Here is a 25,111-nt window from a genome sequence, read left to right as displayed (position 1 = left end):
CGGAGCACTATTATTCGATTGTCTCGCCTGCAGCTTCAGGAATGACGGGCACGCCTTGCAGCGGCTTCCCTTCCTTGTAGTACAGCGACGGAGTGAGAATGACGTAGAAAATATGGACATGGTCATATCCATGCTCTTGCAATAGGGTGTAGAGCTTGGAAGCGACTGCATCATGCTTCTCTTGTTCTCGCTGAAACATATAAATTTCGACGGACAAAGGCGAGTTGGCGACTGGCACCGCGTGAATAAGCTCAATCTTCACGATGTCCGGTGGAATATGGACGGTGTCGGCAACCAGATGGATGACTGCAGAGGAAATGCGTTCAACAAATGGCTGCTTAAACCCTTTAAAACGAATAAATGGCATAATATCATCCCTACTTTAAACTCTAGTATCATATGTCATTGTTTATATAGTTAATTACCCTTACGTATCATATCATATGTTGTGCCGTTTACGGAATAGGTGTCCCAATTCGAATCGCGTCTTGATTCGATCGTGAGTGGGTGCCCTGTTAACGAACGGCTGCGGCCGTACGTGCGAATACGCTGCGGGCGACGATGAGACAGATGACGCAGACAGCCGCGTACATAATCATCAAGGTCTGGAACGAAGACACATCGAGAATGATGCCGGTAAAAATGAGCGATAGCTGCAGAACGGAAGTTTCAATCATCCGTTTCAGCGAGAAGAAGCGTCCCAGCGCATCTTTGGAAATACGCACCTGCGCCTCCGTATTGGACAGCGGGATGAATAGCCCGCCGGCGAACCCGAATACGGCAAAGCCGATCATTTGAACCGGCATAAGCGGAATGATCAGGATGATCAGGCTGCCAATGACGAGCATGGCCCCGCCGAAGAGCAGCGCGGGTTTGCTCATACGTTGTGCGAGCTTTTTCATCGCCAAGCCAGCGATAAGGATGGACGTGCCCTCCACAGCATAAATGATCCCCTTCAGGCCGTCAAAATGATGGGCTTCGCTCAGTTCAATGGCAAATACATTAAAGCCGCCGATAAATAAAAACGGAATGCACGTCATAATGAGCAGCGCTTTGACCATAGGCTCCCGCCGCATGAGCGGAAACAACTCGGAGAAGGACGCCTTGGAGCGAGCGCGATGCGTGACGTTGCTCAACTGCGACCGGTCAAAGGACAGCATGCACGTCAAAATAATTAATACGACGTAGGTGATCCCGGAGATGACATATACGTTCTGCAAGGACAGAATGGTCAGCAAGACGCCGCCGATGGCGGTTCCGAAGATGCGGGCGATCGTAGTCAGATTGAAGTTGAGCATATTCGCCTTCATTAGCTGATCCTCTGGCACAATGACCGGCAGCACGGCATTCACCGTCGGGAAATAGAACGAGGAGGATATGACGATGATTAGTTGAAACACGATCATATACCAGACGTTCTGGTCCCATATGGCGGCGAGCATGAATCCGATGGCGGCGATCCGCAGCATGCCGCTGTACAGCAAGATTTTCTTCGGGTGCAACCGGTCGATGACATTGCCGGCATAAGGGGCCAAGAAGATGCCGAATACAGCCCCGGACACCAAGATGGACGATTGCAGGAAGCGGGAAGACAACTGCTCGCTTAAAAACTGCAGGCTGCCGATCGTGCCAATCCATGCCGCCAATTCGGACACGAATACTCCGGACAAGATGAGCCACATATTTCTATTCGATTGCATTGTCATCGTGATCCGTGTCCTCCTGTCCGTCTCCGAACACAGCCGCTCCGCCGACGCTGCGCTGAAAGCCGATAAGCGACATCATATAAGGCTTCGCGTCTGCAGGCCCATTCGCCTCCTGCTGTTTGAAATGCTTATGATATAGCTCTTTAAATTCCTTCAGGAAGGCTGTAAACTGCTCCTCCGTCGCATGAAATTGATAGGTGGCCGCCAAGTTTTTCTTCATGTCCTGGTTGTGGCTCTTTAACTGGAAAGCTTCGCCCGGCGCCTTCTCGATTTCTTGCCGCGTCGTCAGCACCGTCTCCAAAAAAACTTGCCGCGACGTCTCGATGAGCTCATGGCTCGGGAGCAGATCATCGCTCGGAATGAACCTTCTCGCCACTGCCTTATAGAACTTCTGCATGATGCCGTTCTTCTCTTCTTCCCGCACAATCCGCACGATGCCGTGTTTCTCCAGCTCTTTTAGATGAAAATAGATTTTGGTCTTCGGAATGGCGAGGATTTCCGCCAATTGCTGCCCCGTGTACTCTTGCTTCACCAGATTCATCAATATTTTTGTACGCAGGGGGTCGCTGATCACTTTCAATTTCTCCAGCGTGTCGATAATAAACAAGTCCTGTTGCATCATTATGTTCACCCTTTTTAGAACGTTCTATTTTATTTGACCGTTTAAATTTATCATTCCGTACAAAGGGTGTCAATTCCAAATTTACAACGATACCTTAAATTGGCCCGGACAGGGTTGCTGCCATGCATTATAAAAGAAATATAAAATTCGTTATGAAGTTTCTGCATACAGGGCTGGAAGCGGTTGCGCGAATTAGCGTACAATGAGAATATAATGTCGGGGAACGTGGGAGGCGAGAGCTGCAAGCCCCGTAATCTGATGATGATGGAGGGGGATTACGCATGGCGATTAAAGCGATTGCATTGGATTTTGACGGGCTTATTTTGGATACGGAAACGGCGAGTTATTTATCCTTTCGTGAGATTTGTCAGGAGTACGGGCACGATATGCCGCTTGCCGTCTGGAGGGAGTGGGCCGGAGGAATCCGCACCTGGCCATTGGCGTGCGAATATTTGGAAGGGCTTCTGGGCAAATCAGTGGATCGCGAAGAGCTGCACCGCCACCATCGGCACATTTATAATGAGATGATTGCGGAATGGGACGTGCTTCCAGGCGTGAGGGAAGTGTTGGATACGGCCGGTAGGCTGGGCCTCAAAGTCGCGCTTGCTTCCAGCGCTTCGGCGGCTTGGGCCGTGAATCATGTCAAGCGCTACGGCTTGCTCGAGTATTTCGATTTTCTGCAGACGCGCGACAATGCGACCAAGGTAAAGCCCCATCCCGAAATCTATTTGAAGGCGGTGGACGGACTTGGCGTAAGAGCGGACGAGACGATTGCGTTCGAAGATTCGGTGGTAGGAACACAAGCGGCGAAGGCAGCGGGACTATTTTGTGTCGCGGTGCCGAATCATGTTACGGCGAACTGCTCGTTCGATCATGTCGACATTCGGTTATCATCGCTCCTTGATATGGGACTGGAGGACATTATCCATACTTTGGAGAAGGGTAATCCGGTGACGCAAGAAGGCGATATATAGACATAGTAAACAGTCACAATAAATTAGAGGTGGGAGTTATGGACGTTACGTTCATGAGTTTTAATTTGCGGTACAACGAGATTCAGGATGGGGAAAATGCATGGCCCTATCGGGTTGAAAAAGTGGCTGAGGTCATCCGGAGTCACGAACCGTTAGTCATCGGCACTCAGGAAGGGCTGCACCCGATGCTGCTCGATATGGAGCAAAGCTTGCCGCAATATGGCTTCATCGGCGAGGGGCGGTACGGCGGACAGCAAGATGAGCATAATGCCATTTGGTATGATAAAGAACAGATTGCACCGGTTGAATCCGGGCAGTTCTGGTTGTCGGAGCAGCCGTCTCAGCCTGGCAGCATAAGCTGGAACAGCAGTCTGCCGCGCATTTGCACATGGGCCCGGTTCCAGTTCATCAAGGGGGCTGCCAACGAATTTATCGTGTTCAATACGCATTTGGATCACGAGAGCGAGGAAGCCCGAGTGAACGGAATTCGTCTCGTTCGACAGCAAATGGAGGAACGCTTCCGGAAGCGTCCGCTGCCTATGGTGCTGATGGGAGACTTCAATTCAACGCCTGACAGTCCCGTGTTGGACGTCCTCCACTCGAATCCGGATGGCAGCTTGCTATCTTTGACAGACGCTTATACGGCAGCCGCTGGCAAGGTCGGAGCCACATTCCATGACTTCAAGGGCGGGGAAGACGGAGAGGCCATTGATTATATTTTTGTGTCCAGCGACGTTCGCGTTATGGCGACGAAAGTAATCAGGGAGCAGATTAACGGAAGATATCCTTCTGACCATTACCCGGTAGCGGCGCGCGTCTCGATGAACTGACGGACTAGCCCCGCTTACCTGGGTGGTGGATGTGGAGCGGCGGCGTTTCCCGGTGAATACCGAGAAGCGGTCGCCGTTATCCGGATTACCTCGTGTGATACATAAGAGGAGGAAGCATCTTCGTATTGATGACCATTGATGACTGACAGAGGGGACAGCTCGGAGTTTTTTCAAACGTGAGATTTTCTCTCATCCAGCAAGAACAGTCCTCACTGCTGCAACTCCAGATGGAAGTTTGCTCATCCGGAACCGGCTCGATATTTTTCTTAGAATAATACATCGCGAAACCCTCCTTATGTTGTTATAAAGATTGTTCAAAGAGTATCTGTTTTGAACAGGCACTTATAGGGGCTACGGGCAATGAAAAAGAACTGCCCGGAGGACAGCCCTTTTTAAATTGGCTACAGTCTTGCCACACAAAAGCGGATTACATAAGGTAAAGGAACCGCTCTTTATATAGTATGTGAATTAAGTACTGAATATATGATAATTATTTGTTTAACCTGCCTGTACATGCGGAAAAGCTGCTACATGAATAGTTTTCCAAAAAAAATTGTAAAGGTAGGTGTTCAACGACTTGCATATCTCAATTTTATATGATATTATAATGTCAATTGATAAATTTGAACCACGCTTCACACATTGAAAAGGGTATCATTTTTACGATGGAACTTTTTTCAATGTGTGAATTTTTTTAAAGTTGAAAAAATAAACATGTTATATTTCCTTTTGGAGGTTAAGAACAATGCAAACAGGTACAGTAAAATGGTTTAACGCAGAAAAAGGTTTTGGCTTTATCGAAGTTGAAGGCGGCAGCGATGTATTCGTACACTTCAGCGCGATTCAAGGCGACGGCTTCAAATCCTTGGACGAAGGACAACGCGTTCAATTCAACGTGGTACAAGGCAACCGTGGACCACAAGCTGAGGACGTAACGAAGCTGTAAGAAAAGCCAGACGACTGCTCTTGACATGTGTGAAGAGCAGTTTTTCTTTTGGTTGCAAGATCAAAAGAAAGGGAGGGTAACGATGAATTATCGCAAGAAACCATTAGAGGAAATTCCGGAGGAAAATACGGCCATCTGGTCTTGCACGAAAGAAGGCTGCAAGGGTTGGATGCGCGACAATTTTGCATTCGAGAATGAGCCGACTTGTCGGTTATGCAACTCTCCGATGGTCCGTGATATGAAGATGCTACCGTTACTTGTTAACCCGAATGGTGATCTGAAATCGATCAAGAAGGGTGTGCAGATCGAGTAGTTGTTGCTACAACAGCTTACCTCTACTGCGTAACGAGACGGATTGACGGACGACGTATCATTGTGGTTGTGAACAGCCTCCGCCATGTAGAAGGACACCTCACGAGGTGTCCTTTTTGCGTGAGAAGCGGCTGGAACAGGCGCTCTGTCTGTTGCAGCAGGGACAAATGAATAGTTCTGAGGTGGCCTGCTCGGCAGGCTGCTCGAACCCCGAATACTTTGCGGCCGCCTGTAGAGAAAAGTTCGGGGTCAGTCTGAGCGAGGTCATTCGGCAGCATTAACGCTAAAGAAGCTTTCTTCATAAGAAGAGGGCTTCTTTTTGTCTTTTTACGTCATCGGACTGCGCTTGCGGTGGTCATCGCGCGCACGCTGCCGGAGCCCAGACCGCAAGGAACTGTACGGAAGCGATTTTGTCTGTCGAGCTTTGCTGTCATTATGGGCAATCGGACCGATTCCGCATTACTGGCAATCGGGTTCGCAAGTACGAAATGGGGACAAAAAAATACCTGCATGGAACGGACGATATGCGGAATCTGAAGAAAATGAACATCATACGTTCATTTTGACATAAATTCGGCCTTTCAAGGCCGGATTTCTTTGTTTGACGAATATCTTATTCAAGATATATACTACTAAATAGTTTACTGCTAATTATTTTAATTCTAAAGTAATTATCGAGAGGAATCGATTTCGATGCAGGCAAGATCACAACTGCTTGAACTGTCCACCCTTTTTAGATTGCTGTTGAAACGGATGACGCAGGAATGGAACAAGCGGATGATTGCGAACCTTTCATTTTCGCAATTTCGCATCCTTTACAAGCTCAATGAAGGGGGGAAGAAGAAGGTCTCTGAATTGGCGGAAGCACTGTGCATTACTTCCGGTGCGATTACCGGAGGCACTGATAAATTGATTAAAGAGGGACTGGCAGAACGAAAAAGAGCGGAGGATGACCGCAGGGTCGTCTACATTTATATTACGGATAAAGGTAGAGATATCGTGCAGATGATGCTTGAGCGTCAAAAAGAAACGATCTCCATGTTTTTTGAAAGCTTGCCAAATGAAGATGTCGGGCATTTGAAACGAATATTTACGCAAATTTTAGAAAATACAGAGGGACAGTCAAAGGAGTAGAAGAAAAAACCGTGGAACATTTGTCACACAAACGAAAAATGACCATTATGATGGCCATTATCGCAGCGATGTTCTTTTCTGCGATTAATCAGACGATTGTCGGTACGGCACTGCCCCGAATTATCGCCAAGCTTGGAGGCATGGGTTACTATACATGGGTCATCACCATTTATATGCTTACCTCTACCATTGCGACGATATTAGTGGGGAAGCTGTCCGATATTTACGGGCGCAAGCCGTTTATTCTTTCAGGTATTATATTTTTTATGATTGGCGCATTCTTGTCCGGAACCTCAGCGGATATTATTCAGCTTATTATTTACCGCGGGATTCAAGGGATAGGTGCCGGGATTATTATGGCTACGGCCTTTACCGCTGTCGGTGATTTGTTCGCGCCGCGCGAACGGGGCAAATGGACGGGAGTCATGACCGCCGTGTTCGGGTTTTCCAGTGTGATTGGGCCAGCGCTGGGCGGTTATATTGTCGACCATATGGATTGGAAATGGGTGTTCTGGATTTTCCTCCCGTTAGGCATCGTTGCATTTTTCATGATTCTCATCCTATTTCCGAAGGTGGAGCGCAAGCAATCGGAATCGATCGATTACGCAGGTTCCTTATTCCTGACGCTGACAATCGTACCGCTGCTTCTCGCCTTCTCGTGGGCGGGCACGCAATATGCCTGGGGTTCACCGCAGATCATCCTGTTGTTTGCCGGAACATTGGTCTCGCTGCTTATCTTCCTGTTTGTGCAGACGAGAGTGAAGAGCCCGGTGCTTCCGTTGTCCTTATTTAAAAATAGTGTCGTGACCATTTCCAATGTCATCGGATTTTTGATGAATGCGGGTATGATGGGGGCGCTTATCTATATTCCGTTTTTCGTGCAGGGCGTAATGGGCATCTCTCCGACCTATTCCGGTTATGTGACGATGCCGATGTCCATCTGCATGGTCATCTCCAGCGCCATTAGCGGTCAATTGATTACGAAGACAGGGAAATATAAACGATTTGCCCTCTTGGGCATGCCGGTCATGATTCTCGGTATGATTATTATGAGCTTCATGGACAGTGTATGGATGGCTGTAATCAGCATGATCGTATTTGGCTTCGGCCTCGGCCTCGGAATGCCTGTATTCACGCTTGCTGCACAGAACGCAGTTGCGCCTCAGCAATTGGGCGTCGTCACCGCTTCCTCGCAGCTGTTCCGCAACATGGGGGGGACGATCGGGATCGCCGTGATGGGTACCATTATGTCTTCGAAGATAACTAGCAATCTTGCGGAGGCGGCTGCTTCGGGTAAAGCGGTAGATCTGTCACAGTTGGATCCGAAGGTTGCCGAACAGTTCCAAGCGTTTCATAATCCGCAAATGCTGCTGGACCAACCGAAATTGGAGCAGATCCAGCAGAGCTTGCCAGAAGCGCTGAAGACAATCTTCACGCAGATGATAGATATGCTGCGCGATGCGTTAAGCAGTTCATTATCGACGGTGTTCTTGTCCGGTGCGGCCTTGCTCGTCGTTGCCTTGATGTTGGCCTTCTTCCTGAAGGAAATTCCGCTGCGCATGACCAGCCGCACGTCTTCCGGTCAAGAGGATGGAACGTCTGCGGGCCAATCCGGCGCTGTGCCGGCGAAGCAAGTGTTGTTGGAGCAAACGGCGGAATAGCCAATTGAATATTGCTGTAACAGTTGAGCATGACGGAGCTGTTCCGAAAGTGGATAAAAATACTTGAGGGATGGAAAAATGGTGGGGCAGAGACTATCTCTGCCCCACCATTTTTCGTTTTGGATCAGACATATAAGTTGAGCGTTACGTCCGTCTTGCATGCTTGGACCACCCGAATGCTGGTCTCGTTCCGGCCGGGGGCCGGCGGTTCGCGTTGAAGAACAATCCCATCGCCACTCGGGCACACGCTATCGCCACGGCGGTGAACAGAAGGGACCAGAACACGGCGGGAATGAACGTAGCTGCGTTTAGATTGGAAGCGTCGCCCGCTTGCGTCGGCTGCTGGATGGAGGCGACGATAAGGAACAGCGGTCCCAGCACGGATTCCACCAAGCAAATAAAGGCGACCAGCAAATAATAAAAATCTCGCAGCCAACGCCAAGGAACGAAATATATTGCTGCGCTCAGCACGGTAAATCCGATGCACCACATGACCCCGAATGAATTGCGCACGAAGAAGAGAACGTTCACCAAGGCCAATACGGATAAAGTAATTAACCCGGCTTGCTGCTTCCCGCGCGAATACAAATAGAACAGCAGCACGGTGAACAAGGCGGAAATCGTATATCCCGCAAGGGAGATAGGAATGAACCGCCACGAATGGGCCACGGATGAGTAGGTGACCCCGCTGTGGTCTGCGAACAGATGAATATACTGCACCTTCCCGGATAAGAGCAGCGTAACGATCGCATGACCGAATTCATGCACTAATGTATCGACGTTGCGGAAAAAGGACGAGAACGGAATCCAGCGCGTCAAGATGGCTGCTCCTACGATAAAAGCGATTGTCTTCCACCATTTATTCATGAATTATGACCAACCTCCGCATCCAATCTTCTTACCGAGCATATTACAAAGGCGCCGGCATGTAAAATGCACCGACGATTCTATAGAGGCAACTATTATTAGAGGGACGATTAACATGTCGTCCTCGTTCTGTTTTTGTCGAATAGACGGTACTATTGGCATAATCGTTTTACAAGATCGGCAAACGTAGTATACTTGTTCCATATGAAACTTCTTCCAAGCAACCTTCACCTTTTTATCACACCTTAGAACATCCCTCTACTTTATTTCCACAATTTTCACGTATACAAGATCGAAATTTGAAGGGAACCGGCGGATGGCATGCTGACGCTGGTGCACTATATTTATCATGAGAATGATATGGGTCAATGAAGTGAATCGGGAGGGAAACCATGGAACTGAATCACGTGATTCAGCGGCAAGCGCAAGATCAAATGATCGAATGGATCGACACATCCAGGCGAAGGGCTAGGGAATCAGGCTTGAACTCAATGAAGATCCCAATGTTTCGCACCGTAATGACGCAATCGGAACTCATTTGCAAACGCTTAGCTTATGAGGAAATTTTGTCGGTCATCCGTTTTTTTATGGACAAATTGTTGAATCAGCTGCAAGGGACACCCATCATTATCGTCATTTCCGATGAAAAAGGCTACATGCTGGAATTGGCCGGGGATGAGACGATGAAGCAAACGATTACGCAATTGGGCATTAAGGAAGGTGTACAGTTTGCAGAAGAGGAGTGCGGTACGAACGGGATTAACCTCGCTCTAAATCACCGAAGTCCGGTGCAATTAATCGGCAACCAGCATTACCATCAGTTTTTTCACTCCAGGGTATGCTACTCTGTACCTTTTCATTATACCGATATCAATAATCTGCTGGGTTCGATTTCCATTATGACATCGCTCGAACAAGCTCATCCCTATTTCTTGACGATGCTCATTACGGTTGTCGATTCTATCGAGCGTGAACTCCTTCTCCGCAGGCAGAACAGGAAATTAGACATTTTAAACCATATTATGATGGATACGACCCGCAATGGCATTATTATTACCGACAGAGAAGGACACATTACGGAATTCAATACGTATGCTGAGAATCTGACAGGTCTCACAAAGGAAGATTTAATCGGGAAGCCCGTAATTAATCTATTCCCTATGGGGCCATATATCGATAAAGTGATTCGTCATGGAGACAAGCATGAAGATATCGAGATTGTTATCGATCATCCGTCCGGTCAGACCAAGTGTGTCTGCTTATTTGATGCGCTGCCGATTCTGGACGAGTACGATAACCCGATTGGGGCGTTCGGGCAGTTCCGGGATATTACAGAACGATACGAAGCAGAGGAACGATACAACTATCTCGCTTATCATGATGAGCTGACAGGGCTCCCCAACCGCAGACATTATAACGATCATTTAAATGAACTCTTGACGGAGGCCAAGAAGAACAAGCACATACTTGCCGTTCTTTATCTCGATTTAGACCGTTTCAAGCTGGTTAACGATACGTTGGGTCACAGTAAAGGGGACTATCTTCTGCAAAAAGTGGCCGAGCGTCTGCGCAAATGCCTGCCGGACGACACGGTGACTCGTATGGGCGGGGATGAATTCTCCATCTTGCTGTCCGATGTGAGAGATTCGAACGACGCGGTGCAAGCCGCACAGCAGGTGCTCCAGCTGTTTGAACAGGATTTTGTCATTGACCATTACCAATTCAGACTGTCGACAAGTATTGGCATCTCGATTTATCCTCATGATGGTCTGGATGCAGAGACGCTGCTCACGCACGCGGACATGGCCATGTATCAGGCGAAAGCGATCGGCAAAAATCGGTACATGATCTACACTCCGTCGATGGTGCGTCAATCCCACGAGAAGCTGACGATGGAAACCGATCTGCGCAAAGCAGTGGAGCATCAAGAGCTCGTCCTGTACTATCAGCCTCAAGTCAACATTCAAACGGGCGAGATCGTCGGCATGGAGGCGTTATTGCGCTGGAAGCATCCGAAAAATGGGCTCATTCTACCGGCTGATTTCATACCGTTGGCAGAGGAAACGGGAATTATCGTCCCGATTGGGGAATGGGTGCTTCATGAGGTGTGCCATCAAATTTTGAATTGGGAGCAATCCGGTTTGCGTCCGATGAAGATTTCTGTCAATTTGTCGCCTTACCAATTTCTGAACAGCAACTGCGTCGATGCCGTCGAGCGCGTGTTGAAGCGAACCGGAATCAATCCACGGCATCTGGAGCTTGAAATTACGGAGAGCATGACGATGGATGTGGAACAAGCGACTCCGCTCATTCATCAGCTGCGTAATTTGGGCGTGCAAATTAGCATCGACGACTTCGGGACAAGCTACAGCTCGCTTAATTATTTGAAGAAGTTTTCCGTACATCGTCTCAAAATCGATCGCTCGTTCGTGAAAGACGTGACGAGTGACGAGCACAACCGGCAAATAGTCGGCACGATCATTGCGATGGCGCATCAGCTTGGGCTTGAGGTTGTGGCGGAAGGAGTGGAGACGGTGGAGCAACTGTCCTTCTTGTCCGAACAAAAGTGTGATGAGGCGCAAGGCCATCTGTTCAGCGCTCCGCTGCCGGCCCATGTCATTGTGGAGAAGCTGCGCGGGTCATGGTCCAAGCCGATGCGATAATTTATAGAGGTTGTTCAAAAAGTTCTCTTTTGATCACGTACTTATATGGAAAAGGAGTTAACAGTAATGATGAAGGTCTATTCGCTACTTGTAGAACATTTTCGGAAATGGGGGGTTACCCACGTATTCGGCATTCCTGGAAAATCGATTTCACCGTTGATGCTGGAATGCGAGGCGCGCGGCATCGAGTTCGTTCTAACGCGGCATGAGGCAGGCGCAGGATTTATGGCTGGAGGCTATGCCATGACGCATCAGACGCTCGGTGTAGCCATCGGCACGTCAGGACCGGGCGGAACGAATATGCTCACCGCTGCCGGACAAGCCAAAGCTTACAACATGCCTGTTCTGTTCATTACAGGACAGCCTTCCATCCGTGATAGCGGGAAAGCGCTAGGTCAGGATTCGAGCCCGTTTACAACCGATTTGGTGAAAATGTTCGAGCCTGTCACGGTATTCAGCGCCCGCATTGAGCGGGAGGACTTGGTAGCCCGATATTTGCAGCATGCGGTGGAACAGGCGTTGACGGGCGTAAGGGGGCCTGTTCACCTGTGTATTCCATTCGATATATTGATGGCCGATATAGAACCTTTCGACCTGCCTTTGCCAGAGAGCCATCGCCGTGTCGTATCGCCGGACGTTGAAGCGGTCATTCCGCTGCTGGAGCAAGCGCAGAGACCGGTTCTGTTCATCGGCAAAGGCGTGTTAGCCGCAGAGGCGTGCGATGAAGTAAGGGCCATCGCGGAGCGTTGGCGAATCCCGGTCATTTGCACGCCGGGCGGGAAAGGCGCGTTCCCTACCCGGCATCCGCTTTGTCTCGGCAACTTCGGATTGGGCGGAACGGAACAAGCCCGCAGTTACTTGAAGTCAGGCGTCGATCTCATGCTGGCCATCGGCACCAAGCTGAGCGATATGACGCTGTCTGGATTTACCGAGGATATGGCTCCTAAGCAGATCGTGCATTTCGATTATGACTTGACCTTCGTGGGCAAGTCGATTGCTGCGCCTACGCTAGCTATTCCTGGCGATGCCAAGCTGAATTTGCAGATGCTCATTCAGAAGGCAGGCGCTTCGAGGGTGCAGGCACCGGATGAGATAGGGATTCCGTTCACGAATGAGGCGGCGTACATTGCGGCTTCCACGGCACCCGTCGAAGCTGGAACCAGCCAGACTGCTGTGCCTGCCGATACGGGCAGCTGCATGTCTGCCGTGACCGCCGTACAGGCCTTGCGGAAGGCGCTGCCTGATGATGCCGTCCTGTTCGGCGATGACGGAAGCCATTCGTTCTATGCTATCCGCCATTATGATATAAGAGAAGCAGGCACTTTTTATTTCGACGACGTATTCGGAGCGATGGGACATGCCATCGGTTATTCCATCGGCGCAAGCATCGGTGCCCCGGACAAGCCTATCGTCTGCTTGACGGGCGACGGATGCGCCATGATGCACGGCAATGAGATTTCCACCGCGGTGAATCACCAGGTTCCGGTTATTATCGTCGTGCTGAACAACGGCCGCTTGGACATGGTCGACAAAGGGATGTCGTACCTAACGGGACGCTCTGTCGGCGCCATTTACGCTCATCCGCTGGATGTCGTGCAGTACGCGCAGTCGATGGGAGCGGACGCGCATTGCTGCCGGTCGGAAGCGGATATTATCTCATCCGTGCAGGAGGCGCTGGGGACGAAGAAGCCGGCGGTCATTGAAGTGATGGTCGATCCGTTGGAGATTCCGCCGATATTGACCAGACTGCTAAGTTTGGATGATGAGCAGGGTGAAGATGCACAAGGAGGGGAATGACTTGACTCAAAACCGCTTGAATCAGAATCGGTATGAACGGGGCTTGGAGCTGTTTCAAAACATGGTCGGACCACAAGGAACGGCTGCGTTGGAAGAGGTACGCCAATGTTATCCCGATATGGCCGAGTTTATTGTAGCTAATGGGTTCGGAGATATTTATTCCCGTCCGGGACTGGACTTGAAGCAGAGGGAACTGATCACGCTATCGTCCCTTATCACGCAGGGGGCGGCCGAACAGCTGCCGATGCACGTGAATGCAGCATTGAATATCGGCTTGACTCCGGAAGAACTGATCGAGGTTGTCATACAGTGCACGGCCTATGCGGGATTTCCAAAGGCGCTCAGCGCGTTCAACGTCATGATTGGAGAATTCCACAATCGCGGGATAGAACTGACGGCCGGCCGCGTGTAAGATGAACGTTGGAACCTTCGGACTTATGAAAATGTGCGCTCCATCAGGGAATGAATTACTGTCAATCTTTCTAATTGCCTCATTATATGTAATAGCGAGTCGTTTTAAAATTCGCTAATTCCTAGAATGACTACAGGAGGGCATATAATATGGCAATTATTAAGCCCTTTATGGCAGCCAGAAGATTTGCGTCGACTATCGGGGCTGGAACGGGGACAGGGGCTGCATCAGAGATAGGTTCACTACTCTGGTTACAGCCTTTTTTTTACAAAAACATGGTTGCCTGCATACAGTTCGGGGACAAGACAGAAGAACGCGCATATCATGAGCCAAACGTTCAGCTATACGGGACCGCCAGCATGATATATACGAATCAAGATGAATTGACTCGATACGGGAATCGGGGTATTCTAAATCCGATTCCGTGTCTTATATGAATTTGTTCATCAACGGGATGAATCGAATTGGGCTGGTCATTAGTCGTCAGCAGTAACTCATGCACGACATTCGGGTAGACATAGATACCGTAAGAGCAGGCTGCCGAGTCAATAGGCCATTTCAGGAGGTCGAAGCACATGAATTCAATACCGGATCATTTGGCGCATGAGTTGTCCATTTTGTTTGTCGGCTATAATCCGAGCTTGAAGTCGGGCGAGACGGGGCATCATTATGCCAATCCCCGCAATCGCTTCTGGCATATCATCTATCGGGCCGAACTGACGCCGCGGCTGTATCGGGCAGAAGAGGACGGGGATTTACTGGAGCTGGGCTATGGCTTCACAAATATAGTAGCGCGGCCGACCCGTACGGCGGCAGAGATTACGGCAGAGGAATATGCGCAGGGCCGGGACGAGCTGCGGCACAAGATTGAGAGGTACAAGCCGAAGACGGTCTGCTTCGTCGGGAAAGGGGTATATGAAGCATATAGCTGCAGGAGGGACGTAAGCTGGGGATACCAGCGCGAACCGGTCGTACCCGGCGTGCGTGAATTCGTTGCTCCCTCCTCAAGCGGATTAGTCCGTATGAAGATCGACGAAATCGTCGATATTTTTAAGCAGATCTGTTCCACACAGTGAAATGGGCGCTTGACTGCCTTTCGTTCCTAGCCCTGAGGAGGAGCATTGGCGAGCATTATTGCAAGCACCCCTACTTGCAAGCGTTGTCACGGTGAATGTGCAAAGCTGAGAAGGTCACAGTGTTTCTCGCTCCGTTTTCCATACGATCCCGGTTTCTTTATACTTATACAAGAGTGTAATTGTTTCGGATAGATGACTAACGAGCGAGGAGTGACTTTCACTTGAGTAACGAAAATGTGTTAGACCGTCGGAACGAGATGCTGAGACGAAACATCCAGCAATATCTTGCCCAAGACAATCAATACGGCCTAAGCGCGCAGGAGCAGCATTTCCTGCAGCACATGATCAAAGAGCTGCATCAGAACATGCATGAGATGAATGCAAGCCATAAATAGGACGGATATCGAAAGCGCCTGCCCGCAGCAGACGCTTTTTATTTATGGATTTGTTGCACCGAAACCTCCAATTTATACCTTGAAATTACAAAGCCATTGACTAATACGACCTTAGTTCCACTCTCCCCACGGTTCAGAAACACTTCACCACATGTGTGCCATCCAATATTCCGTGCAGCTTCTCAATGAAGAATAATTACAGCTAATTCTTCTTGGGCTTAATTTGGGATTCTGCTTTCTGACACAACGGGCGAACTGAGTTAGAAGCTCTTCCCCTGGGTACATGTCCTGACTGGAGGGGAGAACGTGCATAAGAGTTGAGTGGATGACATCGTCTCAGGTTTGATGTTCTGTCTGAAAGGGAAAGTGAGCCAAAGGGTGAAGTCGTCTGTACTACCATTGTCAGGTCCTCTGTCGGATTACCATTATTTCTGGGGCAAATCGAAGAAAAGGACAACAAGCCGATGATGTGACTGATGCGAAGTACTAATTTCGGGATAAAGGAAGTAAATTGGAAGTAGAATCGACCAACGAGCCTTGGATTTTCATCCGACGGCTCATGTGCTGCTAAAGGGGAGAAACGTACAGTCCGAAATCGGAGGAGGATGAATCAGATGAGGGTGTACGTCAAAGAGTTTTTTACGTTTTTCGACATCATGCTGACACTCGCGGCAGGGCTCGTCTGTCTTGGCTTTACGATACCGCACCTGGCGCGGGGGGCGACATGGCTTGCTATCGTTGCCGGCATGATTGCTTACGCGCTCAGCGAATACGCTATTCACCGCTACCTTTTTCATTTGAAGCCGCCGCGCAACACATTTCTCCGGAACATGCTAAGACGTCTTCATTACGATCACCACGTCCATCCGAATAATTTGAAGCTGCTTTTTTTGCCGGTTTGGTACAGCTTTCCCCTCATCGCCGTCGCTGGCGCCATCGCCATTGCTGTTACGGGTGACTGGAGCCTAACGCTTGCGGCCGTCACTGGGGTCATTGCCTATCTGCTCTATTATGAATGGGTTCATTTTCGCGCTCATCGTCCCATTCAGCCGCTTACCCCATGGGGGCGTTATATGAAGAAGATGCATTTGTGGCATCACTTCAAAAGCGAGCATTTCTGGTTCGGCGTCACTAATCCGGTCATGGACAAAGTGTTGGGTACGTACAAGGACGAGAAAACGGTGGTGCGCAGTGAGACGGTGCGAGATTTGGAGAAGGGCGGGGAAATCGGCGGAAGAAGCGGCCAAATTGATCCCAAATAAAGTAAGCACCTATTTGCAAGAGTAGGCCAGGTAGATTCATATTGAACAGCGTCCACAGCGGCCATAATGGGCATTTATTCCTATCTATTTTTCATATCCACCTCACAAATCAACCGTTCGGTTGATTTGTGTTGTTTCCCTTTCCGGTACGATGAGTTCAGGAGGGGATTATCCATGACACCGATGTTGGAAATGAATCATGTATCCAAGTTATATGGCGAGCATCATGCGTTGAAGGACCTTTCTTTTCAAGTGCATGAAGGCGAAATCTTATGTTTCCTTGGACCGAACGGAGCGGGCAAGAGCACGGCTATTCACATTTTGTCCACGGTGCTGAGCTACAATGAAGGCCGTATTTCGTTCCGTGGAACGAGAGTAGAGGAGCAACTGTCCCATTATAAACGCAAGCTAGGTATCGTGCCGCAGGATTTAGCGATCTATGAGGACGTCACGGCAGAGGGCAATGTCACGTTCTTCGCTTCGTTGTATGGGCTGAGGGGCGACATGCTGCGGGAGCGGGTTGCGGAAGCCCTCCAGTTCGTTGGACTGTATGACCGGCGTGGCGATAAGCCGCGCACCTTTTCGGGAGGAATGAAGCGGCGGCTCAATATGGCATGCGCCATTGCCCACCGTCCGGAAATATTGATTATGGATGAACCGACCGTAGGCATCGATCCACATTCGCGCAATCATATTCTGGAGTCGATTCGGGAGCTGAGGGATCAGGGCAGCACCATTCTCTATACGACCCACTACATGGAGGAAGTAGAGGAAATCTCGACTCGTATTCTTATAATCGATCAAGGAGAGGTCATCGCCACCGGTACGAAGGAAGAACTGAAGGAACTGCTGGGGGACGAAAAGTGGATTGAGGTCGAGCTGGAAGACGCAAGCGAGCTGTCCGAAGAACGGCTGTTTCGCGTCGATGGCGTGAAGCAAGTGGAGAAGCATGACAATCTGCTGCGTATCGCTACGGTTAAAGGGATCGAGAACACGGACAAATTAATGGCCTTTTTCGTCAACCATGGCATTAAAGTAAAGCACTTCACAAGCTTGGCGGCAAGCCTGGAGGCCGTATTTCTACAGCTCACCGGTCGCAAGCTGCGGGATTAGGAGGGAGAACGATGGCTCAATTTGTTCAATCGACCCGCGGGTTCGGCGTGTTGTGGAAGCGGGACTTTATGAATTTGCTCACCAGCCCTGTGATGCTGCTCACCAATACGTTGTTCCCGCTGCTGCTCATTCTCATCCTCGGTTATCTGACGCGCGGACAATATGGCGATACGGTCACTTCGTACGATTATTACGGTATTACGTTGCTAGTCTTTCATGCGCTGAATGTATCTATGACTGCATCCAACAGCTTTATGGAACGGAAGCTGAGAGCAAGTAATATGCGAGTGCTGTATTCCCCGATTCGAACATCGTGGGTGTATTTATCCAAAATATTAGCGACCTTTGTATTTACCACCCTATGCATGGGGATGCTTGCGGTGCTGCTCGTTGTCTTATTTGGTGTTTATTTCGGAGGAAAAGATGCGGTTTACGTATTCGTCGCGCTGGCGCTTTTTCACTTATTTTCGGCTGCATTTGGCGTCTGGTTCTGCTGCTTGTGGAAGAGTGAAGAATTAGCGAACAAAATATTAAACGTCGTTAATAATGTGCTTGCCTTGATGGGAGGACTCTTCTTCTCCTGGGACAGCTTGGGCAGGACGGCGGAAACGTTATCGTACTTCTCGCCGGTCAAATGGGTGGTGGATGGGCTGTTCCGCATCGTGTATGACGGAAGCCTGTGGAGCTTCATACCGCTGGTCAGCGGGTTGTTGATCGGAACTGCACTGCTCCTGCTGGGCTGCAAATGGACGTTTCGAACGGAGGAGATGGTATGAATGCATTCGGATGCTTAATGCGGTTGAATATGCAGAGAATGGCTAGCCGCAAAGCCTATTTGCTTGTCACGTACGTCATGATTGTATTAGCGATCGCAGGGGCCGTTCTGCTGGCCAACTACGGCGGGATGAAGGTGAAGCTGGCTGTCGTCGGGGCGCTTGACCGTCTGTCGGGCCTGGAGCGGTTTCAAGTGGAGAGTGTGAACGACGCGCCGCCTGTATCCTCGCTCGTCCGTCAGAAATATGACGGCATTATCACGGTGCAAGTTGATGGCGCATTCGAGGTGTTGACGATCAAGGGGGAGAAGCTGGAAGCCGAGATCCGGGAGGTCTTGGCTGGTGGTACGATACCGGATGAGCCGCAACGCGGCATTGGGACGACGATGATGGGCTTTCTGCTCATGATCCTGCTGCTGCAAGGCGTCATGTTTCTTACGCTATTCGGCGAGGATCGCGAGAGCGGGACGCTGCGACGGACGGCTTTGTCTCCGGCTGGCTTGAAGGCTTACCTTGGCGCGCAATGTCTCGTTGCCTTCCTCATGCTCTATGTGCCGACGGTTGTCATTATATGTGCCGCACGGCTCGGATTTGGCTTGGAGCTAGGTTATTCCCTGCCCGCCATAGCCGTGCTGCTTATCGTCCCTGTCCTGCTTGCTGTGGGCTTCGCTTTGTTCGTGATGGCAGCGTGCCGAAGCAGCGACAATGCGGTCATGACCGGCGGAGCGCTCACTGTGCTCACCTGCCTGCTGTCCGGCACGGTATATGCGGTGACGAATGAGCAGACATGGTGGAAGTACATCACACAGTGGCTTCCGCAGACACAGTGGATGAGCGTGGTGGGGAAGCTGGAACAAGGACTTGCGATCAGCCAATGGATCGGTCCGCTGTTATACGTGCTCGCATGGGTTGCTGCGTTCATGATCGCGGGCTGGGCCGTCTGTGCGCGCCGATATCGGGCAGGGCACTATTAACGCGTGCTCAAAAAGGATTTGAACAAGAGGTTAATGGATAAAAAAGCTTCTCTGTTCATGCCAAGCACCGTATGATAGAAGACAGTAGCGCTGAATGGGAGCCAGAGTGATCCCAGATTGCCAAGCCAGAGTTAGGAGTGGAACGTGTGAAGCTGATAGCGACCCGATTGAAGCCGCCCGCGCCCCGCGCCAATTACGTGATGCGAAGCAGGTTGACGTATAAGCTGCAGCAGATGGCCGAATGCAAAGCCGTCGTCATTCAGGGTGCCGCCGGAAGCGGCAAGACGACGCTCGTAACATCGTTCCTGGCGGAGCATCCGCAGCAACATGTGCGCTGGATCTCGCTGGAGCCGGAACACAACGATGTGTATACATTCTGGTATTACATGCTGGAAGCGATGCGGGCAGACTTGGGCGAGGAGTGGGAAATGCTGTCGGAACGACTGGAAGCGATGCCGCAGCAGCATGATCTTCACAATATGTTGGTTATCATTGTAAATAGGCTTCAAGCAGTAACGGATTTAACCTTGATTTTGGACGATTTTCATGTCATTCACGAACCGGATATTACGGATACGCTGTCATTCTTCATGAAGCATACGCCTGATTCGGTTCGATTAATCTTGCTTACCCGGACGACGCCCCCGCTCTACTTCGGAGAGTGGATGATGTCAGGGAAGTATATGGATATTCGCGAAGAAGAGCTGCGGTTTACGCCGGAAGAGTCGGCGGACTTCCTTAAGCATACGCTTGGCGTGCGGCTCGCTCCCGATATCGAGCGCCGGCTGATCGAGCGCGCGGAAGGCTGGGTTGGCGGCATGCAGCTCATGACGCTGGCTCTGCATCGGAAGCGAAATGTGCCCTCCGCCGAGTTGCCAGAGCTGAATCCGTACATGCTCGAGTACTGGTCCAATGAAATATTGAATTCATTATCGGAGGAAGAGAGGGAGTTCCTGATCGCTACCTCCATCCTTGGTTACTTCAATGAGTCTATATGCAGGCTTGTGCTGCATAAGTCTGAGGCGCGTACTCTTCTCAGCAAGCTGCTTGATCATCACTTATTCATTATCACGATTGATGAGCAGGAGGGAATATACCGCTACCACCACTTGTTCGGCACCTATTTGCAGACGAAGTTCTCCGAATGGGAAGAACCGAGGCAGCGGGAGCTGCATATGCGGGCAGCCGACATATTCGAGCAATGGGATGACGTGGAGGAGAGCATCAAGCATCGGTTGTGTATCGCCGACTATGAAGGGGCGATGCGGCTATTGAAGCAGTGGGGAGCGAATGTCCGCGGCTGGGCTTATTTGCGTCAAATTCCGGTTCCGGCGTTGACCGATAGCTTTGATTTATTGTTTCAACGGCTGTTTTTGCATTTCTGCAATATGGAGTTCGAGTTATGCGCGCAGATGATGCATCAGATGCGGGAGAACGGGCGCAGCGACATGCTGGATCGCCTTACGTTCATTTACCGCTTCTTCTTGGAGGATGAAGCGGTGGAGGAAGGGCTGACCTCCGCATCGCTTATGGAGAGCTTCGATCTGGCGGAGATAAGCGAAGGTACGCGTACAATCATCGATATTACAGGCGCCATTATGTTTATGATGAGGGACCAATATGCGGAAGCGCTGAATGGTCTTGAACGTGTGCTGCGGTCGGAGGTGCAGACGAGTAATCCATATATTCGTTATTTTGCTCTTATCCTCAAGGGACAGTTGAAGGAATTGCTCGGCGAATTAAGGGAGTGCGAGCAAGTATATTCGTCTCTATTTGCCTTATTGCAGAGCGCCCCTTATTTATCGGTGATTAGCATGAACAGTTATATCGGGGTCGCGGGCATCTACCTGAAGACGATGCGCCTGAACGAAGCGGAACAGATGCTGAACGAAGCGCGGAAGCAGTCAGAGCGTTCGTATGTGTCTATGGAACGGGGCTACTTAATCAACGTGATTGAGCTTCATTTGCTGCGGGGCGAGAAGCGGGAGGCATCCGAACGGTTGGCGGAGCTGTGCGCTTACGATTATTATCAGCAGCCATCCACGATCGCTTCGCTTTTGAAGTTCCAGCGCCTAGTCGGAGCTGTCGATGCCCAACTGGTGGATCGTTTTCTTTCCTATATGAATGAACGCGCGAGTGAAGGCAGCTATATGCGTTATGAAGATAAGCTCGTCTATGCCCGGCTGCTTGCTGACCAAGAGCGATGGGAACAAGCATTGCAATTGACAGACGATGTGTTAGAACGAACGCGCAAGCATAAGGTGAAGGTGCTGTTGACTGAGGCCTTACTGTTAAAGCTCGAGCTGCTGGACGAAGCTCCGGCGGAGCGGAACAGTCAACAGGCACGCGAGCGGGAAAGGCTGTACCTGATGAGGGAAGCTGTGCATTACAGCTACGCCAATCACTATTTTTACCCGTTTGTGCTGACAGCTGCATTCCCCCATGTTCGCAAGCTGCTGGATACGTTAGGCAACGACTTGAATGCGGCGGAGAGAGCATTTCTGCTGGAGCTGATCTCTTATATGCAGCCACCGCGTGAAGAGCGCAAGCTGCTGAGCGATCGAGAGCTGGAAGTGCTGCAGGTGATGGCGGGCGGTGCGTCGAACAAGCAGATCGGTGAAGTGTTATGTATTTCGTTAGCGACTGTAAAGACGCATGTGCTGAACATTTACGGCAAGCTGGATGTATCCAAACGGATCGAAGCAGTAGAAAAGGCGCGCCAGCTCGGCTTACTCATTGATGAGGGCCACATGGACCTCATGAATTGAACTCGATCGTCAACTATGCTAGAATGCTCCTCATTCAAGGATAACGCCGACGAAACAAGGGGTGACTCATTTGGAAGATACTTATTTGGATTCTATCGAGGTGCTCCTGTCTCAGGTTGTGCGGGCATATAACTACCAAATGATGAGGATGGTCCAAGATGCCGGGATCCATCCGGGGCAAATGCCGCTGCTTCTCCTGCTGCACGAGCAGGATGGCCGCAGTCAGAAGGAACTTGTCGATAAGATGAAGGTGAAGCCGGCGACCATTACGGTCATGCTGAACCGGATGGAGAAGTCCGGACTCATTGAACGGCGAGCGGATAGCGTAGACATGCGCGTATCACGCGTGTATTTGCTGCCACAGGGAACAGCCGTTATCGGCCATGTCGAGCAGGTGGTGCATCAGATTGAGGAGCAGTGCTTTGCAGGCTTCCGTGAGGAAGAAAAAGTGCTGCTGAGGCGCTTCCTTCAGCACATGCATCACAATCTGAGCACAGCAGGAATATCAAATGGGTAAGACGCGAATAAACGGCAATCCGTACAGGCTGTTCCCTTAGTGGGAGCAGCCTGTCAAGATCCCTGCCGAACTGCCGTGTCTTCGCTTGCCATCAAGGATTATTCAGGAATGGAGTAGCTTCTATCCTCTTTGTCCAATGCTTGAACGGATGCATTCGGATAGCTCTGTTCGATGAACCTGCACACCTCGATGAATATTTTAGGCTTTCCCGTCAAAAACCGTTCTTCATCAGCGTGCTGTTCCCGTATGAGCAACTCGCATATCACTCTTGCACTCCGCACACCGCCCGCGATATATGCATGGATCGGAGCATGAAGCGACGCCGGCAATCCAGATGATGCAGCTGACGGCTTCGGTGCCATCGGTTCTTGCTGCCATGTGAACAGGTCCAACAACATATCCTCATTGGAGGATGGTTCCTGCACAGGAGGGGTGTAATTATCGATCCATACTTTACGGGCTGGAGGCTGTAGTCGCAGGCGTTTCACCTGCCGGTCTAATAAAGGCAGACCTAGCTTCAAATGGGACATCACATCTTCTGGCAAGCCCTCTATGTCCAGCATCTCCGGATTGGGCTGCCAGTCGCTCTTCCTTTTGATGAGCATTTCGTCCAATTCATAGTCAATCGCATCGAACCCTTTCTTGATAGCGGATACCATCGAAGCATCGATGCCAAGGTGTTCTTTTAAATGTTCAATGCCGAATTTCTTGACTTCACCGGTCTTTTTGTGCTCGACCTGGTGCTGGTAACGAAGGGAGCGGCCACATTCACAACGAAGCTCGGGAGAGACTGATCCTGCGTCAATATACCCCGTGTACACCCATTCGTCTAGTAAAGCTTCAATGTCTTCAGGATCAGCGTTCTCTGGAATATGGAAGCCCTTTTCCTTGGCCATCGCATTGGCAAACACCGTTCGCCGAGAGCGAACCAATTGTTTTGACAGAAAATCACGCTGTTGTTCATTCAGTTCGGATAGAATGGAATCCCGTTCCTCGATAGTTAAAATCAAGCTTTATCCCCCCTTAATGCGCAGCTTGATCCATTCCGTGCGCTTTTCTTTGCAGCAGCAGTGCCACTTATAACGCTTTCCTATCAGACAAGTCCTTAAGAAAAGGTTACCACGCTTCGTGTTAAGCTGCCATTCCATCTTGAGGGAGAAGCTATTGTTGGTGGTCGCGGAGCATCCATTCCAAGGAGACAAATGCATGCTGCAGGAAGTCTCTGTCTCCGCTGGCGTGAGCCAGAAACAGTCCGCCTTCCCACAGCGATATAATAAGCGCTGCGGTCTGCTTGACAGGAAGAGCAGTGTGAAGCTCGTTCTTGCTCTTGCCTTCTATAAGAAGCTGTTCTATGGTGAGTGTTTGCTGGTGGACGAAATGTCGGATTTTATCCCGCACAGGTTCGCATTCTCTTGAGGTCTGGGCATGCAAGGTGAGAAAAGGGCAACCCGCTTGGCAATTTCGTTGCAATGATTCGTATGATAACATGCGGAGAATGAATTCGATTCGAGCAATAACCGGAACATGATGTTGGGACATGATGGAGGTGATGCCTTCATGATAGTGGCTTATGAGCTGGTCTAGAACAGATAACAGGATATCCTCCTTATTTTTAAAATGATAATAAATGTTAGCCTTCGATACTCGGCTTGCGGTTACGATATCTTCAATGCTCGTCTGTTGATAACCAGCTGTCAAAAAAAGCTGTGAGGCGATCTGCAAAACGACTTCTCGATTGGACGTTTTTCGAACTCTATATCTACTATTTCTTTTCATAATCGTAATGTAAGATTTTTCATGCATCGTGTCAATATGACTGGTCCTCCTCCTAGCACACATTTCACTCTACAGATGTAGATAAGACTAGACTTAAGTCCGAAGTGCCGGTTTTATTGATTGTCTTATACTGGAATGTGTCGAGTTAGAAGAAATTACGTTTATATGTGCATATGATTTAAAATGCAGAAGGGGAGCTTGTTCATGAAGCGGTTTGGCTATCTGACCGTTACCTGTGCACTCCTGCTTATTGCAGCAGGTTTAATTATGGGGATCAAGCAAGTGCAAGAGATATGGTTTGCGCAAACGGAAACGAATGAATTCGTGCCTCCTGTGGCAGACTCGCAGGATAACTTCCGTGTTGAATCTGAGCACGGCATCATTGAGTCGGATTCAGATGGAGGCTTCCGGATTGAATCGCCGGAAGGAAGTATTTATACGAATGAGGATGGGAGCCTGCACATTGAATCCTTCGAGGGCTCGATCCATATTGGCGGGGGCGTTGCAATTCGCATCGGAGACAACGAATAACT

General features: G+C 50.0%; 28 protein-coding genes. 21 read left to right on the top strand and 7 right to left on the bottom strand.

Annotated features, from left to right (window positions below):
• Positions 1-10 precede the first annotated feature (10 nt).
• From M3650_RS12000 to M3650_RS11990, 3 genes are all read right to left on the bottom strand, one after another.
• On the bottom strand, positions 11-367 hold the full coding sequence (locus M3650_RS12000) for a DUF1904 family protein (RefSeq protein ID WP_019420809.1): 357 nt from the start codon (positions 365-367) through the stop codon (positions 11-13).
• A gap of 148 nt (positions 368-515) precedes the next feature.
• Complete coding sequence (locus M3650_RS11995) at positions 516-1,706, bottom strand: MFS transporter (protein ID WP_251574981.1); 1,191 nt, start codon at positions 1,704-1,706, stop codon at positions 516-518.
• On the bottom strand, positions 1,687-2,328 hold the full coding sequence (locus M3650_RS11990; protein ID WP_019420811.1) for a winged helix-turn-helix domain-containing protein: 642 nt from the start codon (positions 2,326-2,328) through the stop codon (positions 1,687-1,689). Before M3650_RS11990 ends, M3650_RS11995 begins: the two co-directional genes overlap by 20 nt.
• A gap of 281 nt (positions 2,329-2,609) precedes the next feature.
• On the opposite strand from M3650_RS11990, the gene M3650_RS11985 reads away from it, so the two are divergent.
• Positions 2,610-3,302 (top strand): HAD family hydrolase, encoded by a 693-nt coding sequence (locus tag M3650_RS11985; RefSeq protein WP_251574979.1) that lies wholly within the window; start codon positions 2,610-2,612, stop codon positions 3,300-3,302.
• A gap of 53 nt (positions 3,303-3,355) precedes the next feature.
• Positions 3,356-4,132: an endonuclease/exonuclease/phosphatase family protein gene (locus M3650_RS11980; protein WP_251574977.1), complete on the top strand. Its 777-nt coding sequence runs from the start codon at positions 3,356-3,358 to the stop codon at positions 4,130-4,132.
• A gap of 85 nt (positions 4,133-4,217) precedes the next feature.
• On the opposite strand, the gene M3650_RS11975 is transcribed toward M3650_RS11980, so the two are convergent.
• A complete protein-coding gene (locus tag M3650_RS11975) occupies positions 4,218-4,412 on the bottom strand; it encodes a cold-shock protein (protein ID WP_019420814.1) in 195 nt (64 codons plus the stop codon).
• A gap of 465 nt (positions 4,413-4,877) precedes the next feature.
• Here M3650_RS11975 and M3650_RS11970 point away from each other — a divergent pair, with 465 nt between their 5' ends.
• The 6 genes from M3650_RS11970 to M3650_RS11945 all read left to right on the top strand — a co-directional run bounded on the left by M3650_RS11970 (position 4,878) and on the right by M3650_RS11945 (position 8,185).
• Positions 4,878-5,078, top strand: coding sequence for a cold-shock protein (locus tag M3650_RS11970; protein WP_019420815.1), 201 nt, complete (start codon positions 4,878-4,880; stop codon positions 5,076-5,078).
• Between the two features lie 82 nt (positions 5,079-5,160).
• Positions 5,161-5,391: a cold-shock protein gene (locus M3650_RS11965; RefSeq protein WP_019420816.1), complete on the top strand. Its 231-nt coding sequence runs from the start codon at positions 5,161-5,163 to the stop codon at positions 5,389-5,391.
• A 115-nt stretch (positions 5,392-5,506) separates the two neighbouring features.
• Positions 5,507-5,671 carry a helix-turn-helix domain-containing protein gene (locus tag M3650_RS11960; RefSeq protein WP_251574975.1) on the top strand — a complete coding sequence of 55 codons (165 nt, stop codon included), beginning with the start codon at positions 5,507-5,509 and terminating at the stop codon, positions 5,669-5,671.
• Between the two features lie 38 nt (positions 5,672-5,709).
• On the top strand, positions 5,710-5,961 hold the full coding sequence (locus M3650_RS11955; protein WP_251574966.1) for a hypothetical protein: 252 nt from the start codon (positions 5,710-5,712) through the stop codon (positions 5,959-5,961).
• 122 nt (positions 5,962-6,083) lie between these two features.
• The gene (locus M3650_RS11950; RefSeq protein WP_019420819.1) at positions 6,084-6,524 is read left to right on the top strand and encodes a MarR family winged helix-turn-helix transcriptional regulator; all 441 of its coding nucleotides are present in this window, start codon (positions 6,084-6,086) and stop codon (positions 6,522-6,524) included.
• Positions 6,525-6,535: 11 nt separating this feature from the next.
• On the top strand, positions 6,536-8,185 hold the full coding sequence (locus tag M3650_RS11945; RefSeq protein WP_251574965.1) for an MDR family MFS transporter: 1,650 nt from the start codon (positions 6,536-6,538) through the stop codon (positions 8,183-8,185).
• 144 nt (positions 8,186-8,329) lie between these two features.
• Here M3650_RS11945 and M3650_RS11940 read toward each other — a convergent pair whose 3' ends face one another.
• On the bottom strand, positions 8,330-9,052 hold the full coding sequence (locus M3650_RS11940; RefSeq protein ID WP_251574963.1) for a M50 family metallopeptidase: 723 nt from the start codon (positions 9,050-9,052) through the stop codon (positions 8,330-8,332).
• Positions 9,053-9,444: 392 nt separating this feature from the next.
• Here M3650_RS11940 and M3650_RS11935 point away from each other — a divergent pair, with 392 nt between their 5' ends.
• From M3650_RS11935 to M3650_RS11880, 12 genes are all read left to right on the top strand, one after another.
• Positions 9,445-11,715 (top strand): EAL domain-containing protein, encoded by a 2,271-nt coding sequence (locus M3650_RS11935; RefSeq protein ID WP_251574961.1) that lies wholly within the window; start codon positions 9,445-9,447, stop codon positions 11,713-11,715.
• A 66-nt stretch (positions 11,716-11,781) separates the two neighbouring features.
• On the top strand, positions 11,782-13,512 hold the full coding sequence (locus tag M3650_RS11930; protein WP_251574958.1) for a thiamine pyrophosphate-binding protein: 1,731 nt from the start codon (positions 11,782-11,784) through the stop codon (positions 13,510-13,512).
• Between the two features lies 1 nt (position 13,513).
• On the top strand, positions 13,514-13,924 hold the full coding sequence (locus M3650_RS11925; protein ID WP_251574957.1) for a carboxymuconolactone decarboxylase family protein: 411 nt from the start codon (positions 13,514-13,516) through the stop codon (positions 13,922-13,924).
• A gap of 149 nt (positions 13,925-14,073) precedes the next feature.
• Positions 14,074-14,361, top strand: a complete 288-nt coding sequence (locus M3650_RS11920) for a hypothetical protein (RefSeq protein WP_251575193.1) — start codon at positions 14,074-14,076, stop codon at positions 14,359-14,361.
• Positions 14,362-14,499: 138 nt separating this feature from the next.
• Entirely contained in the window at positions 14,500-15,000 is a 501-nt protein-coding gene (locus M3650_RS11915) for a mismatch-specific DNA-glycosylase (RefSeq protein WP_251574956.1), read from the top strand.
• A gap of 221 nt (positions 15,001-15,221) precedes the next feature.
• A complete protein-coding gene (locus tag M3650_RS11910) occupies positions 15,222-15,395 on the top strand; it encodes a hypothetical protein (RefSeq protein ID WP_019420827.1) in 174 nt (57 codons plus the stop codon).
• A gap of 614 nt (positions 15,396-16,009) precedes the next feature.
• On the top strand, positions 16,010-16,657 hold the full coding sequence (locus M3650_RS11905) for a sterol desaturase family protein (protein ID WP_251574955.1): 648 nt from the start codon (positions 16,010-16,012) through the stop codon (positions 16,655-16,657).
• Between the two features lie 174 nt (positions 16,658-16,831).
• Entirely contained in the window at positions 16,832-17,770 is a 939-nt protein-coding gene (locus tag M3650_RS11900; protein WP_251574951.1) for an ABC transporter ATP-binding protein, read from the top strand.
• Positions 17,771-17,781: 11 nt separating this feature from the next.
• Complete coding sequence (locus tag M3650_RS11895; RefSeq protein ID WP_251574950.1) at positions 17,782-18,546, top strand: ABC transporter permease; 765 nt, start codon at positions 17,782-17,784, stop codon at positions 18,544-18,546.
• On the top strand, positions 18,543-19,517 hold the full coding sequence (locus M3650_RS11890) for an ABC transporter permease (protein WP_251574947.1): 975 nt from the start codon (positions 18,543-18,545) through the stop codon (positions 19,515-19,517). The genes M3650_RS11895 and M3650_RS11890 overlap by 4 nt, the downstream gene beginning before the upstream one ends.
• Before the next feature lie 146 nt (positions 19,518-19,663).
• Positions 19,664-22,285: a winged helix-turn-helix domain-containing protein gene (locus tag M3650_RS11885; RefSeq protein WP_251574944.1), complete on the top strand. Its 2,622-nt coding sequence runs from the start codon at positions 19,664-19,666 to the stop codon at positions 22,283-22,285.
• A gap of 70 nt (positions 22,286-22,355) precedes the next feature.
• Entirely contained in the window at positions 22,356-22,802 is a 447-nt protein-coding gene (locus M3650_RS11880) for a MarR family winged helix-turn-helix transcriptional regulator (protein ID WP_019420833.1), read from the top strand.
• Between the two features lie 98 nt (positions 22,803-22,900).
• On the opposite strand, the gene M3650_RS11875 is transcribed toward M3650_RS11880, so the two are convergent.
• Together M3650_RS11875 and M3650_RS11870 are read right to left on the bottom strand one after the other, a co-directional pair.
• Positions 22,901-23,812 (bottom strand): DUF3895 domain-containing protein, encoded by a 912-nt coding sequence (locus tag M3650_RS11875; RefSeq protein WP_251574942.1) that lies wholly within the window; start codon positions 23,810-23,812, stop codon positions 22,901-22,903.
• Between the two features lie 151 nt (positions 23,813-23,963).
• Entirely contained in the window at positions 23,964-24,578 is a 615-nt protein-coding gene (locus M3650_RS11870; protein WP_285848420.1) for a TetR/AcrR family transcriptional regulator, read from the bottom strand.
• A 204-nt stretch (positions 24,579-24,782) separates the two neighbouring features.
• On the opposite strand from M3650_RS11870, the gene M3650_RS11865 reads away from it, so the two are divergent.
• Positions 24,783-25,109, top strand: a complete 327-nt coding sequence (locus M3650_RS11865) for a hypothetical protein (RefSeq protein WP_251574939.1) — start codon at positions 24,783-24,785, stop codon at positions 25,107-25,109.
• The last annotated feature ends 2 nt before the right edge of the window (positions 25,110-25,111 follow it).

The organism is Paenibacillus sp. MER TA 81-3, from assembly GCF_023713585.1.
GTDB lineage: Bacteria > Bacillota > Bacilli > Paenibacillales > Paenibacillaceae > Paenibacillus_B > Paenibacillus_B profundus.
This window is presented reverse-complemented; position numbering and strand designations above follow the sequence as displayed.